Consider the following 13,183-nt stretch of genomic DNA (forward strand, 5'->3'; position numbering starts at 1 on the left):
TAAACATTAAATAAACCAGCGGGGAGGGGAGGTAAAGTGAAAAAATAAAAAGCGGATAATCTTAATAAGCAGGCCGGACAGCATCGCCATCCGGCACTGATACGAGTTTATTTCAGCTCATCAACCATGGTGATGGCGCGACCAATGTAGTTTGCCGGCGTCATCGCTTTCAGGCGGGCTTTCTCTTCTTCTGGCAACGCCAGACCGTCGATAAACTGCTTCATGCCTTCGGCGTCAACGCGCTTACCACGAGTCAGCTCTTTCAATTTCTCGTACGGTTTTTCGATGCCATAGCGACGCATAACTGTCTGGATTGGTTCTGCCAGCACTTCCCAGTTGTGATCCAGCTCATCCAGCAGATGGTCACGGTTCACTTCCAGTTTGCTCACGCCTTTCAGGGTGGATTGATACGCAATCAGCGCATAACCGATACCCACGCCGAGGTTACGCAGCACGGTGGAGTCGGTCAGGTCACGCTGCCAGCGGGAAACCGGCAGTTTGCTTGCCAGATGCTGTAATACCGCGTTGGAAAGGCCCAGATTCCCTTCGGAGTTCTCGAAGTCGATCGGGTTAACTTTATGCGGCATGGTGGAAGAACCAATCTCACCAGCAATGGTTTTCTGTTTGAAGTGGTTAAGGGCGATATAACCCCAGACGTCACGGTCAAAGTCGATCAGAATGGTGTTGAAGCGCGCAACGCAATCAAACAGTTCGGCAATGTAGTCGTGCGGTTCAATCTGGGTAGTGTACGGGTTCCATTGAATACCCAGCGAGGTGACGAACTCTTCGCTGAACTGATGCCAGTCAACTTCCGGGTAAGCGGCGATGTGGGCGTTATAGTTACCGACCGCGCCGTTGATTTTGCCGAGGATCTCCACCTGGTTAAGCTGGCGGAACTGGCGCTCCATACGGTAGGCGACGTTTGCCATCTCTTTACCGATGGTTGACGGCGTGGCTGGCTGACCGTGGGTACGAGACAGCAGCGGGATATCGCGGTACTGAACGGCGAGATCTTTAATGCCATCAATTAGTTGACGCCAGTACGGCAGGATCACTTCATCACGCGCGGTTTTCAGCATTAATGCGTGGGAGAGGTTATTGATATCTTCCGAAGTACAGGCAAAGTGGATGAATTCAGAAACCGCGTGCAGTTCCGGGATCTCCGCCACTTTTTCTTTCAGGAAATACTCAACCGCTTTAACGTCGTGGTTAGTAGTACGCTCGATGGTTTTGATGCGTGCGGCATCTTCTTCGCTGAAATTGGCGACAATTGCATCAAGGTAACCGATTGCGTCGGCAGCAAAAGCAGGAACTTCCTTGATCGCTGCGTGCGCGGCCAGTTTTTGCAGCCAACGTACTTCAACTTGTACACGGAATTTCAGCAAACCATATTCGCTGAAAATCCCGCGCAGCGCGCTGACTTTATCGCCGTAGCGTCCATCGACAGGGGAAACGGCGGTCAGTGAGGATAATTCCATAGATCACAACTCCGGGGTTAAATGAGCAAGAATTTGTTTTGCCTGAGTGGTCAGGCGATTACGAGAAAACATCAATTGCAGACGTCCGCCGCCGACCTGGTGCCAGAGCACGGCGGCGCGAATGCCTGCCAGCAGGGTTGCGCGAACTTTCGCCTGCACTTGTGGGCTTTGCAGTACAGCAGGGGAACCGGTGACCTGAATGCGCGGGCCAAGCGGGCTAATCACATCAACATAGATAGCAGCCATCGCGCTCATCAGCGTTTCGGACTGTAAATCGAAGTGTTCGAGCTGGCGTTGCAGGCCGTTGATCCGGTTGCCCAGAGTGTCGAGCGCACCTTTCGCTGAGGAGAGTTTGCGCTCAAGCACCATCAGGCTGAGTGTGTAGCGGGTTAATTCGGCGTTTAAGCCCTGGCGACTGCTGGCATTGAGCACGCCGAGCAAGGTTTCCAGCCCGACGCGCAGGTTGGCTTCGCTACCGCCAAAAACCGCCAGCGTCGAGCTGGGGGTCATATCAATAATACTGTTGAGTGAGACGTGTAGCGCATCGGCATCACAATGCCCCTGGTGAGCGAGTTGTTGCACCAGGCGTGCCGACTGACAAATACCGGCCAGGGCGAGGGTGATGTCATAGTAATTCTTTGCCACGTTCACTGCTTCCTTGTTTTAAGTAAAGATAATAATCAGACCGGCAGCGGCAGACGCTGCTCAATAATACCGCCACCGAGGCACACTTCACCGTTATAGAAGACGGCAGACTGGCCCGGCGTCACGGCGGCAACGGGCTCATCGAAAATCACTTCAATGCGATCATCGTCCAGCGCCTTGACGGTGCAGGGGATATCGGTCTGGCGATAGCGGGTTTTTACCGTGCAACGCATAGTACCGGTGAATGGTTCACGATCGACCCAGTGCAGCTGCTGGGCAATCAGACCGACAGACATCAGACGCGGGTGTTCATGGCCCTGCGCAACAATCAGAATGTTGTTTTCGACGTCTTTATCGACCACATACCACGGTTCTTCGGTGCCTTCTTTGGTGCCACCGATACCCAGGCCTTTGCGCTGACCGAGGGTGTGATACATCAGCCCCTGATGCTCACCAATTTCATCGCCATCGACGGTAATGATTTTGCCCGGTTGCGCCGGGAGATAACGGCCCAGGAACTCGCGGAATTTACGTTCGCCAATGAAGCAAATGCCGGTAGAGTCTTTTTTCTTCGCGGTGACCAGACCAAGATCTTCAGCAATCTTACGCACCTGCGGTTTTTCCAGTTCGCCGACCGGGAACAGGCTTTGCACAATCTGCTCATGGCTGAGCGTATAAAGGAAGTAGCTCTGGTCTTTATTGCTGTCCAGACCACGCAGCAGGCGGCTCTTGCCATCGACATCGGCCCGACGAACGTAATGACCGGTAGCGATATAATCGGCACCTAAATCTTCGGCGGCAAATTCGAGGAAGGCTTTAAATTTGATCTCTTTGTTGCACAGAATATCCGGATTCGGCGTGCGACCGGCTTTATATTCGGCAAGGAACAGTTCGAAGACGTTGTCCCAGTACTCGGCAGCAAAGTTAACGGTGTGCAGTTCAATGCCGAGCTTGTCGCAGACAGCCTGGGCATCAGCCAGATCCGCTGCCGCTGTGCAATATTCCTCACCGTCGTCTTCTTCCCAGTTCTTCATAAACAGGCCTTCGACCTGATATCCCTGTTGTTGCAACAGCCAGGCAGAAACGGAGGAATCAACACCGCCGGACATGCCGACGATTACTTTTTTTGCGGTTTCAGACATTGGATCACTCACGACATTGAACTTCAAGGCGGCGTATTCTATCACGCAGCCTTTTAGATGACACCCTTTGTAAAAGGCCAGTTAAAATCGCCAATCATCTCCAGCGGATAGCGTTGCCCGCTTTGATAACAACGAATACTTTCCGCCACCAGTGGCGAACGAAGATTTGACGCCTGTAAAATTTCTTCGGCGCTAACCCAACGGCAGCAGTCGATATCGCTGTCATGAGGCTGGGTCGGGCATATTTGCTCAAGCTCAATGGCAAAAAGGAAACGCAAAAACGGCGTTTTATCTGGCGCAATCCACTGATGCATACGAATAAAGTGTTGCGGCTGCGCGCTGATGCCGGTTTCTTCCCACAGCTCACGGGCGGCGGCTTCCACTAAGGTTTCATCCGCTTCCAGATGCCCCGCCGGTTGGTTCCATAACGCTTTACCATTAATCGTCTCTTCAACGACTAAAAATTTGCCTTCTGCGTGCACCACGCAAGCAACGGTAACGTGCGGTTTAAACATTTTGCATCCTTAATCTGTCACTTCTCGCCATTCGCCATTAGCAAGATTATCCAAAGAGTAATCACCCATCGCATAGCGAATCAGTCGCAGCGTGGGGAAACCAACATGGGCGGTCATGCGGCGCACCTGGCGATTACGTCCTTCATATAAGGTGATCTTCAGCCAGCTGGTGGGAATACTTTTGCGTTCACGAATTGGTGGATTCCGCGGCCATAACCACGCAGGTTCGTCAACCAGCTCCGCGCCGGCGGGCAGGGTAGGGCCATCATTTAAGGTTACGCCATTGCGCAAGGCTTCAAGTGCGTCTTGTGTGGGAATACCTTCCACCTGCACATAATAGATTTTTCCGGTGCGTTTACCCGGCTGGGTTAAACGCGCCTGCAACGCGCCGTTATTGGTCAGCACCAGTAACCCTTCGCTATCGCGGTCAAGACGACCTGCTGCATAAACGCCCTGAACCGGGATGAATTCTTTTAATGTTTTGCGTCCGGCTTCATCGGTGAACTGCGGAAGAACATCGTAGGGTTTATTGAACAGGATCACACGCGTGGGCTGGTTTTCAGGTTTACGCCTGGTAGAACGTTGCGAGCTGAATCGCTTAACCTGGTGATTTCTAAAAGAAGTTTTTTGCATGGTATTTTCAGAGATTATGAATTGCCGCATTATAGCCTAATAACGCGCATCTTTCATGACGGCAAACAATAGGGTAGTATTGACAAGCCAATTACAAATCATTAACAAAAAATTGCTCTAAAGCATCCGTATCGCAGGACGCAAACGCATATGCAACGTGGTGGCAGACGAGCAAACCAGTAGCGCTCGAAGGAGAGGTGAATGGAAAGTAAAGTAGTTGTTCCGGCACAAGGCAAGAAGATCACCCTGCAAAACGGCAAACTCAACGTTCCTGAAAATCCGATTATCCCTTACATTGAAGGTGATGGAATCGGTGTAGATGTAACCCCAGCCATGCTGAAAGTGGTCGACGCTGCAGTCGAGAAAGCCTATAAAGGCGAGCGTAAAATCTCCTGGATGGAAATTTACACCGGTGAAAAATCCACACAGGTTTATGGTCAGGACGTCTGGCTGCCTGCTGAAACCCTTGATCTGATTCGTGAATATCGCGTTGCTATTAAAGGCCCGCTGACCACTCCGGTTGGTGGCGGTATTCGTTCTCTCAACGTTGCCCTGCGCCAGGAACTGGATCTCTACATCTGCCTGCGTCCGGTACGTTACTATCAGGGCACTCCAAGCCCGGTTAAACACCCTGAACTGACCGATATGGTTATCTTCCGTGAAAACTCGGAAGACATTTATGCGGGTATCGAATGGAAAGCTGACTCTGCCGACGCCGAGAAAGTGATTAAATTCCTGCGTGAAGAGATGGGCGTGAAGAAAATTCGCTTCCCGGAACATTGCGGTATCGGTATTAAGCCGTGTTCTGAAGAAGGCACCAAACGTCTGGTTCGTGCAGCGATCGAATACGCAATTGCTAACGATCGTGACTCTGTGACCCTGGTGCACAAAGGCAACATCATGAAGTTCACCGAAGGCGCGTTTAAAGACTGGGGCTACCAGCTGGCGCGTGAAGAATTTGGCGGTGAACTGATCGACGGCGGCCCGTGGCTGAAAGTTAAAAACCCGAATACCGGCAAAGAGATCGTCATTAAAGACGTGATTGCTGATGCATTCCTGCAACAGATCCTGCTGCGTCCGGCTGAATATGATGTTATCGCCTGTATGAACCTGAACGGTGACTACATTTCTGACGCCCTGGCAGCGCAGGTTGGCGGTATCGGTATCGCCCCTGGTGCAAACATCGGTGACGAATGCGCCCTGTTTGAAGCCACCCACGGTACTGCGCCGAAATATGCCGGTCAGGACAAAGTAAACCCAGGCTCTATTATACTCTCTGCTGAGATGATGTTGCGCCACATGGGTTGGACCGAAGCCGCAGACCTGATTGTTAAAGGTATGGAAGGCGCAATCAATGCGAAGACCGTAACCTATGACTTCGAACGTTTGATGGAAGGCGCTAAACTGCTGAAATGTTCAGAGTTTGGTGATGCGATCATCAAGAATATGTAATCACTACATGTGTTAAATATTTAAACGGGCGTATAACACGCCCGTTGTTTTATTTATGTAGATATTATTAATAGCATATCGAGCATATTTATATAAAACCCATTACTTGAGCCCATACGGGCATATTTTTATAATACAACTCTTATGCAAACATTTATTTGTTATTTCGCTTTCTCCTGGAGGACACTCTTGACTGCTTTTGAGTAAACTCCATAAATTCTTGTTGAATGGTGCAATGTTATAAATAGTAATAGGATATTCTTTATCCTTAAGGATAATACCAGGCTTAACAGGTGTAAATATACTTCCAGGAGGAAGAAATATAGTAGATTGATACCAGATGATCATTTTCATATCACCCCATATGGCTGAAAAAGATATGCCGCATGTAGGTTGAATTACCGTGTCAATTACTACCCACTTCATTTGTTATGTCTTATCCTACGGTATTTAATATAGTTCATTTGGATGTTCATTTCTTTATTTTGCATATGAGTATATTACCCTTCAAAAAAATAAATTAATTAAAACGATTGCTTATATAAAACAAAATTTAAAGCAAGGAATCTCAATGGATGTTAAACAAAATGAGATTTAGTGAAAACAATAAATTATTCACTTCGTTTTAGATTTGTTTAGCTATAATGTTATACATTCAAATGACTGAACATCCTGTAATTAAAACATAGCCTTTATGCTACTTTGTGCCAATTTGCTAAACATTATGGTTGCCTTTTTATATAACGATAATAATGAATATAAGCATGACATGAGAATAAGGTTTCAATTTTTGAGTTATATAGGAAAGGTTTAACCTGTTCCTGGCTAAAATACATATAACTGGATGATGACTAAACCAAAACACATGTGCGTTAAGTATTGAAACGGGCGTATGGCACGCCCGTTGTTTTTATAAATATATTAACCGTTATAAAATAACGTATAGAAAGTCAAGTGATCACATTTCAAATATCAATTTGATAGTATTGGCCTGGTGATTATTTATGGGTAGCAATAAAAGGACAGTATTTATCATCCATAGGGATAGTCTCTGTACTTTTATTCCCATTATGCTAATGCCTTACTGAATTATGAAGCATTTCTTAAGCATCCAACTTTAGCTAGATTAATGGTTTATTATTTTCTACATCTTCAATATATAAAAGCGTATTATCAATGGCGTAGTAACTGCGTTTGTTATGATTAACATCAGTAACCCAACGGAAAACGCCCGCGTCTGCCAGTGTTGAACAGTATTCCCGAAATGTAGATTTTCCGCAAATATGAAGCAATGCGGCCTCTTTTATTTTAGCAGGGTTCTTGGTCGTACTAACTTTTAACAGGTTCCTGGTTCCTCTTAATAACAAAACCGTGTCATCGTGAGTAATAATTCTGATGTTATCCGTAGCCAGATAATAAATGTAATGTGCAATACGGTGATGTTTTAATTCTGAATAAAACCAGGAGAAGTTTTGCTCTTTTCTCACTTGCTCAAACATCTTTTGAAAAACAACGACCTGATCCATCAGGATAATAACCTCTTGTTAGTTGTGAGACTGCGTAGTGTGCACGATCGGTTTTACCACTTCAATCTGGTCTGTCCTTTGGCTGTGATATGTACAAAGTGTGAAAGGGGGATTACCTGAATTCTCCCGGTGAGCATTTTGTAATGGACCAGCTCCGGTACAAACGCTGTTGTGGGTTCAGATTATAACATTCTGTCTAAGGGGCGGGATAAAGGTGAAATTAGGGGGCATGAAAGATGACTTTATAACCTTGCTCACCCCAGTGTTGTAAAAGTTCGTTTTGCCTTCTCGTTGGTGCCATGCCTGTCCAGACAATCAATGTTTGCGTCGGGAACAGTTCCGGACGCGGTGATTCAATGGGATCAGCAAGAACAGAAATATGCCATCCTGACAATGATAAACGCCATGCTTCCAGCCACAATCGAGCTCTCTCTTCAACATTCCACGCCATCAGAATGGCATCTTTACCGGGCTTACGGCGCATTTCGAAAAGCGAGGCTGCTGCATATTCAATTAATGCGCCGTCAAACATACTGCTCATAATGCGGGAGGTGTTGTGATCAAGCACGAGACGCTGGCGAACAGGAAGGTAAACATGATTAATCAATTGATCTACTGGGTACTCTCGACCCAGTGAAATAATTCTCGCGCGTAGTTTGGCAGGATTAGCCATACGAAGAATTGACATCATCTCTTCTTGCAGGCGGCTCCAGTCATCTTCCGTATCCTGGCTGGTGGTTTCCAGTAATGCTTTAACTTTGCCTACAGGGACGCCATTACTTATCCAACGCTTGATCTCTTCGATACGTTGTATGTCTTCTTCATCAAAGAGTCGGTGTCCGCCTTCACTGCGCTGTGGTTTTAACAAACCGTAGCGGCGTTGCCAGGCCCGGAGAGTGACAGGATTAATCCCGCAACGTTCAGCAACATCACCAATGCTGTAATAAGCCACAATTCCTCCTTGCGGTCACAAATCTCCGTCGCCTGTACACGACCCAATAATACTTTGTACAATATACGCTAAAATTGTACAAAGTATAAATAAGATTTCAGCTAAATTGGATGAAACATTATATTTAATGTGGATTAAATTAAAACATAACGTATTCATTTTCACGATGATTTCCAGAAAACATGCGAAATAATGTGCTGAAAATTATTTTTTCTCCGGCCACGCAACTGAAGGGATACCATTCAATTTAGCTTTGGCAAACAGATCTCCCTGAAACATCTCAATTCCTGCAGATTCAAGCCACATCCACTCTTCTGGTGTTGCCACGCCCATAGCAGAGACTTGAATTTCAAGTGATGTACAGCATTTCATGATCGCCTGAATAATTGCCTGCCGTGGTCCGCTTTTATGAACATTGGTAATCAATTCCTGACTGATTTTAATTCTGTCAGGCTGGAAGCGTGACAGGAGTAACAAACCAGCAAAACCTGCGCCAAAATGATCAATTGCTACACTGATACCGGCAGCCTTTAGCGATTTAACCGCTTCGGCAAACTCATCAAACCGAGATATGACTTCACTTTCAGTAAATTCAACGATGATTTGTTCAGGCACCAGATCATTGGCCTTTATTTCATCAAGTAAAAAAGAGACTGCGTCAGGCTCGTTAACCAGGGTCATAGGTAATAGATTGATTGATATCATTTTATCACCGAGCTCAAGTGCGTGTGCCATCGCGAATGCAAGCGCCTTACTTTTAAGATCCGCTGTGTAGATTTCCCCGTCTTTACGCTGACCAACCGCTATAGCTGACGGGCTGTCTTCATTTTTTTGCACAATGGCTTCAAAAGCGATTATCCGCCGCGATAAGGGATCGACAATAGGATGAAAGGCAAAGTGGTCGTTTATAGTTGGTGAAAGGGTACAGGAATCAAGTTCTTTATCAGATCCGTCAGCGATAAAAAGCCAGGAGTCTTCGGCAGGGATCTCGAAATAGGTTGATTGTTCGGTTGCAAGGACAAAAGTACGAAAAAATTGTAGCGCTCTGTCATCATAAGTTAGCTGAAATTTTGATGTGCCTTTGTCGAATACGGCCTGTAAAACGTCATCTCGCTCGTGCAGGCGCAAATCAAATAATTCCATTCCCGCTTTGCCAAAACGGCGAGCAGGCGCGTAATCGCACAGCAGCTCAACAATATTATAGTGCCGTGGATCCTGGCATATAGCCCGATATATCATTTTAACCTGTTCTTCCGGACCTTCCAGAAGCTGGAAAAAATGAGAACCATTAAACAGTAAGATCCCTGTTACGTCAGACTGCATGTTCCTGCGATTTGCTATCGAAACCATTTCTTCGATTTTTTTGACAGGTTCGTCGTCACGTATATGGCTACGATAAATAAGGGTGGTAAGCATTAACTGTCCAGGGTAATGGGAGAGGCGAGAGTAAGACGGTAACAGACATATCTTCCGGTGTCTTTCTTTTAATACCAAAACATAACTGTTTCTTTACATTGATAGAAAATGGAAAAAGTTGAACACGAGTTGGCGAAAAATCTTGTATAGGTTGTCAGTTAAATGATGCAATATGTTTTATCATAACGTATTGTTTTATATGCATTAGCACTAATTGCAAAAAATTAATTTATCATTCTGTACACATATTTCGTACAATTTTGCTATTGTTACCTCACTTAACATTGATTAACATTTTTAACAGAGGCGTAGCATGCATCAAAATTCAGTGACTTTAGATTCTGCGGGAGCAATCACTCGTTACTTTGCAAAAGCTAACTTGCCTACTCAGCAGGAAACTCTCGGGGAAATTGTGACTGAGATTTTGAAAGATGGACGTAATCTGAGTCGAAAGTCGCTTTGTGCCAAACTTCTTTGCCGACTGGAACAAGCGACAGGGGAAGAGGAACAGAAACATTATAATGCACTAATTGGGTTGCTTTTTGAATAATGCAACAGCCTGATTATTTAACAGGTTAGCTATGAAGTCGTTATGAAGACATCTGATAATGAAAGTATAAAATATGAAATTACTGGCCAGGCGGTGCTCCAGATACTGCGCATGAAGATAAATTTTTCGGTGCAGACTCTTATTAAGCAATTACTCGTAATGAAATCGGCTGAGGAAAATGCTTTCCGACGAGATTTAATTGACAGCATAATTCGTGATTTTAGCAACAGTGATACAGGAGGGCCAAACCGAAGAACAGCGATAGCTGACAATAAAAGTATGTTCAATGGTAAGAAAATAAACAGAATACATTAAAATTTCATAAGTAAGATGAGAGGTTACCATGCTTGAAGATACTACAATTCATAATGCAATAACTGATAAAGCGTTATCAAGTTACTTTCGCAGTTCGGGTAATTTGTTAGAAGAAGAGTCAGCAGTGTTAGGGCAGGCTGTGACTAATTTAATGCTTTCAGGCGATAATGTTAATAATAAAAATATTATCTTAAGTCTGATACACTCCCTGGAAACAACAAGTGATATTCTCAAAGCTGACGTGATCAGAAAAACACTGGAAATCGTGTTGCGATACACAGCGGATGACATGTAACTTTTAATTATTAAGTATAAGTTTATAGAAAACTCATTCATCTTATTTTTGTCTGTCGCTTTAGACTATACACAGCATAATTTTATTGGGTTAATATTTCTACGAGGCTGACATGAATAATTCAATCCCAGAGAGATTTATTTTTCAATGTGCTTTGTTTAAAAATCTCGAGAGGGAGGTGTTCATGACGCATGGGTATGTTGATAGTCATATTATTGATCAGGCTTTACGCTTGCGTTTAAAAGATGAAACCAGTGTGATTCTTTCTGATCTCTATCTGCAAATCTTGCAGTACATTGAAATGCATAAGACTACACTAACGGATATCATTATTAATGACAGGGAATCCGTGCTCTCTTAGAACTTGAGTAAGGTTATAGAATAAACATCAGCTGTATCATCATGCTGGTGCAAAGTGAGCATTTCAGGCGTTATGCTTTCTTAATATATCCGCAATATCAGGGGGCAAACAGGAATGGAGAGCGCTCGTTTTCCATTCTTGACGCCTGATATCCCACCTAATTTGTTTAATTCTGCCTACATTGTGCTCAATAATTAATAGGTTAGATGAAGATGGAGAAAATTTTATCTTCGGCGTGGATATTTGTGATGCTCTCTACCATGCTCTCTGTAGACGCCAGCGCGAGCGAATGAACGTCATTTTCATGTATTAAACCCTTTGTTCGGGACAAGCGAATGCGCAATACACTCATACCCATCCTCGTTGCGATATGCTTGTTTATAACCGGTGTCGCTATTTTGAACATCCAGCTCTGGTATTCCGCAAAAGCAGAGTACCTGGCGGGAGCAAGATATGCCGCCAACAATATCAATCATATACTTGAAGAAGCGTCACAGGCGACTCAAACAGCGGTTAACATTGCCGGGAAGGAATGCGACCTCGAGGAGCAATATCAGCTTGGCACTGAAGCAGCTCTGAAACCTCACCTGCGCACAATCATCATTCTCAAACAGGGAACGGTCTGGTGTACATCCTTACCGGGGAATCGGGTCCTGCTGTCTCGTATTCCTGTTTTCCCGGACAGTAATTTACTGTTGGCTCCGGCAATCGACACCGTTAATAGATTACCTATCCTGCTCTATCAGAGCCAATTTGCAGATACGCGCATTTTGGTTACGATAAGTGATCAGCATATTCGCGGGGCGCTTAATGTACCCTTGAAAGGGGTAAGGTATGTATTACGCGTGGCGGATGACATTATTGGACCTACGGGTGATGTGATGACGCTTAATGGACATTATCCCTATACCGAGAAGGTTCACTCCACAAAATATCATTTCACTATTATCTTTAACTCGCCGCCACTCTTTAGCTTCTACAGACTTATCGATAAAGGCTTTGGGATTTTGATCTTTATTCTGTTAATCGCCTGCGCCGCTGCCTTCCTGCTAGATAGGTATTTCAATAAAAGCGCAACGCCTGAAGAGATCCTGCGGCGGGCTATAAATAATGGGGAGATCGTCCCTTTTTACCAACCAGTGGTGAATGGTCGGGAAGGGACATTGCGGGGAGTTGAGGTGTTAGCCCGCTGGAAACAACCTCACGGTGGATATATTTCACCCGCGGCATTTATTCCACTTGCTGAAAAATCCGGATTAATCGTTCCGCTTACGCAAAGCCTGATGAATCAGGTTGCCAGACAGATGAACGCTATCGCGAGTAAATTGCCGGAAGGTTTTCATATTGGAATTAATTTTAGCGCCTCGCATATTATTTCGCCGACGTTTGTCGACGAGTGCTTAAATTACCGTGACAGTTTTACCCGCCGCGATTTAAACCTCGTTCTGGAAGTTACCGAGCGTGAGCCATTAAATGTTGATGAAAGTCTGGTTCAGCGGTTGAACATTCTGCATGAAAATGGTTTTGTCATCGCGCTGGATGATTTCGGTACTGGCTACTCAGGGCTTTCTTATCTGCATGACCTGCATATTGATTATATCAAAATTGATCACAGTTTCGTTGGCCGCGTCAACGCAGACCCAGAATCAACCCGAATTCTGGATTGTGTATTGGATCTGGCGCGTAAACTTTCGATCAGTATCGTCGCTGAAGGTGTCGAAACGAAAGAACAACTTGACTATCTGAACCAAAATAATATCACATTTCAGCAGGGTTATTATTTCTATAAACCTGTTACATACATCGACCTGGTCAAAATTATCCTTTCTAAACCGAAGGTGAAGGTTGTGGTTGAGTGAAAATCGATCACTAAGGCCATGATGCGGTGTAATTATAGACAGCT

The 13,183-nt window shown here is 45.2% G+C and carries 17 protein-coding genes; 6 read left to right on the forward strand and 11 right to left on the reverse strand.

Features of this window, described 5'->3' with window-relative positions; all coding sequences use genetic code 11:
* Positions 1–107 precede the first annotated feature (107 nt).
* From purB to rluE, 5 genes are read right to left on the reverse strand one after another with little or no spacing between them, the layout of a single operon-like run.
* A complete protein-coding gene (purB, locus tag ACJHW7_RS02350) occupies positions 108–1,478 on the reverse strand; it encodes an adenylosuccinate lyase (RefSeq protein ID WP_000423723.1) in 1,371 nt (456 codons plus the stop codon).
* Positions 1,479–1,481: 3 nt separating this feature from the next.
* Positions 1,482–2,123 (reverse strand): high frequency lysogenization protein HflD, encoded by a 642-nt coding sequence (hflD, locus tag ACJHW7_RS02355; RefSeq protein ID WP_095512890.1) that lies wholly within the window; start codon positions 2,121–2,123, stop codon positions 1,482–1,484.
* Between the two features lie 35 nt (positions 2,124–2,158).
* Complete coding sequence (mnmA, locus tag ACJHW7_RS02360; RefSeq protein ID WP_021556712.1) at positions 2,159–3,265, reverse strand: tRNA 2-thiouridine(34) synthase MnmA; 1,107 nt, start codon at positions 3,263–3,265, stop codon at positions 2,159–2,161.
* A 53-nt stretch (positions 3,266–3,318) separates the two neighbouring features.
* Positions 3,319–3,780, reverse strand: coding sequence for a phosphatase NudJ (nudJ, locus tag ACJHW7_RS02365; protein ID WP_000476093.1), 462 nt, complete (start codon positions 3,778–3,780; stop codon positions 3,319–3,321).
* Between the two features lie 9 nt (positions 3,781–3,789).
* Positions 3,790–4,443 carry a 23S rRNA pseudouridine(2457) synthase RluE gene (gene rluE, locus ACJHW7_RS02370; RefSeq protein WP_001248691.1) on the reverse strand — a complete coding sequence of 218 codons (654 nt, stop codon included), beginning with the start codon at positions 4,441–4,443 and terminating at the stop codon, positions 3,790–3,792.
* Positions 4,444–4,614: 171 nt separating this feature from the next.
* Between rluE and icd the strand changes: the two genes are divergently transcribed.
* On the forward strand, positions 4,615–5,865 hold the full coding sequence (icd, locus tag ACJHW7_RS02375) for an NADP-dependent isocitrate dehydrogenase (RefSeq protein WP_000444487.1): 1,251 nt from the start codon (positions 4,615–4,617) through the stop codon (positions 5,863–5,865).
* 102 nt (positions 5,866–5,967) lie between these two features.
* On the opposite strand, the gene ACJHW7_RS02380 is transcribed toward icd, so the two are convergent.
* The 6 genes from ACJHW7_RS02380 to bluF form a co-directional block, all read right to left on the reverse strand.
* Positions 5,968–6,291 carry an anti-adapter protein IraM gene (locus ACJHW7_RS02380; protein ID WP_000872356.1) on the reverse strand — a complete coding sequence of 108 codons (324 nt, stop codon included), beginning with the start codon at positions 6,289–6,291 and terminating at the stop codon, positions 5,968–5,970.
* Between the two features lie 252 nt (positions 6,292–6,543).
* Positions 6,544–6,588, reverse strand: coding sequence for a protein YmgK (locus tag ACJHW7_RS02385; protein ID WP_120795380.1), 45 nt, complete (start codon positions 6,586–6,588; stop codon positions 6,544–6,546).
* A 235-nt stretch (positions 6,589–6,823) separates the two neighbouring features.
* The gene (locus tag ACJHW7_RS02390; RefSeq protein WP_032143442.1) at positions 6,824–6,934 is read right to left on the reverse strand and encodes a hypothetical protein; all 111 of its coding nucleotides are present in this window, start codon (positions 6,932–6,934) and stop codon (positions 6,824–6,826) included.
* Positions 6,935–6,986: 52 nt separating this feature from the next.
* Entirely contained in the window at positions 6,987–7,391 is a 405-nt protein-coding gene (locus ACJHW7_RS02395; RefSeq protein WP_000373096.1) for a DUF1398 domain-containing protein, read from the reverse strand.
* Positions 7,392–7,611: 220 nt separating this feature from the next.
* The gene (gene bluR, locus ACJHW7_RS02400) at positions 7,612–8,343 is read right to left on the reverse strand and encodes a DNA-binding transcriptional repressor BluR (RefSeq protein WP_021556713.1); all 732 of its coding nucleotides are present in this window, start codon (positions 8,341–8,343) and stop codon (positions 7,612–7,614) included.
* A 204-nt stretch (positions 8,344–8,547) separates the two neighbouring features.
* A complete protein-coding gene (gene bluF, locus ACJHW7_RS02405; RefSeq protein WP_021556714.1) occupies positions 8,548–9,759 on the reverse strand; it encodes a blue light-responsive regulator BluF in 1,212 nt (403 codons plus the stop codon).
* A gap of 313 nt (positions 9,760–10,072) precedes the next feature.
* Between bluF and ycgZ the strand changes: the two genes are divergently transcribed.
* The 5 genes from ycgZ to ACJHW7_RS02430 all read left to right on the forward strand — a co-directional run bounded on the left by ycgZ (position 10,073) and on the right by ACJHW7_RS02430 (position 13,139).
* The gene (gene ycgZ, locus ACJHW7_RS02410) at positions 10,073–10,309 is read left to right on the forward strand and encodes a regulatory protein YcgZ (protein ID WP_000554146.1); all 237 of its coding nucleotides are present in this window, start codon (positions 10,073–10,075) and stop codon (positions 10,307–10,309) included.
* Between the two features lie 42 nt (positions 10,310–10,351).
* Positions 10,352–10,624 (forward strand): hypothetical protein, encoded by a 273-nt coding sequence (locus ACJHW7_RS02415; RefSeq protein WP_000858015.1) that lies wholly within the window; start codon positions 10,352–10,354, stop codon positions 10,622–10,624.
* Between the two features lie 28 nt (positions 10,625–10,652).
* On the forward strand, positions 10,653–10,919 hold the full coding sequence (gene ariR, locus ACJHW7_RS02420) for a biofilm/acid-resistance regulator AriR (protein WP_000888778.1): 267 nt from the start codon (positions 10,653–10,655) through the stop codon (positions 10,917–10,919).
* A 112-nt stretch (positions 10,920–11,031) separates the two neighbouring features.
* Entirely contained in the window at positions 11,032–11,280 is a 249-nt protein-coding gene (ymgC, locus tag ACJHW7_RS02425; RefSeq protein WP_001065752.1) for a protein YmgC, read from the forward strand.
* A 335-nt stretch (positions 11,281–11,615) separates the two neighbouring features.
* The gene (locus ACJHW7_RS02430; RefSeq protein ID WP_001359483.1) at positions 11,616–13,139 is read left to right on the forward strand and encodes a cyclic diguanylate phosphodiesterase; all 1,524 of its coding nucleotides are present in this window, start codon (positions 11,616–11,618) and stop codon (positions 13,137–13,139) included.
* The last annotated feature ends 44 nt before the right edge of the window (positions 13,140–13,183 follow it).

This window comes from Escherichia sp. WS1152 (assembly GCF_046487665.1).
GTDB classification, from domain to species: Bacteria; Pseudomonadota; Gammaproteobacteria; order Enterobacterales; family Enterobacteriaceae; genus Escherichia; species Escherichia coli.

Coding starts and splice junctions, on each gene's coding strand:
- rluE (WP_001248691.1), bottom strand. CDS start 4,443: ATGCGGCAATTCATAATCTCTGAAAATACCATGCAAAAAACTTCTTTT.
- ariR (WP_000888778.1), top strand. CDS start 10,653: ATGCTTGAAGATACTACAATTCATAATGCAATAACTGATAAAGCGTTA.
- ACJHW7_RS02390 (WP_032143442.1), bottom strand. CDS start 6,934: ATGGGAATAAAAGTACAGAGACTATCCCTATGGATGATAAATACTGTC.
- ACJHW7_RS02430 (WP_001359483.1), top strand. CDS start 11,616: ATGCGCAATACACTCATACCCATCCTCGTTGCGATATGCTTGTTTATA.
- nudJ (WP_000476093.1), bottom strand. CDS start 3,780: ATGTTTAAACCGCACGTTACCGTTGCTTGCGTGGTGCACGCAGAAGGC.
- bluF (WP_021556714.1), bottom strand. CDS start 9,759: ATGCTTACCACCCTTATTTATCGTAGCCATATACGTGACGACGAACCT.
- ycgZ (WP_000554146.1), top strand. CDS start 10,073: ATGCATCAAAATTCAGTGACTTTAGATTCTGCGGGAGCAATCACTCGT.
- mnmA (WP_021556712.1), bottom strand. CDS start 3,265: ATGTCTGAAACCGCAAAAAAAGTAATCGTCGGCATGTCCGGCGGTGTT.
- ACJHW7_RS02415 (WP_000858015.1), top strand. CDS start 10,352: ATGAAGACATCTGATAATGAAAGTATAAAATATGAAATTACTGGCCAG.
- ACJHW7_RS02395 (WP_000373096.1), bottom strand. CDS start 7,391: ATGGATCAGGTCGTTGTTTTTCAAAAGATGTTTGAGCAAGTGAGAAAA.
- ACJHW7_RS02380 (WP_000872356.1), bottom strand. CDS start 6,291: ATGAAGTGGGTAGTAATTGACACGGTAATTCAACCTACATGCGGCATA.
- ymgC (WP_001065752.1), top strand. CDS start 11,032: ATGAATAATTCAATCCCAGAGAGATTTATTTTTCAATGTGCTTTGTTT.
- purB (WP_000423723.1), bottom strand. CDS start 1,478: ATGGAATTATCCTCACTGACCGCCGTTTCCCCTGTCGATGGACGCTAC.
- icd (WP_000444487.1), top strand. CDS start 4,615: ATGGAAAGTAAAGTAGTTGTTCCGGCACAAGGCAAGAAGATCACCCTG.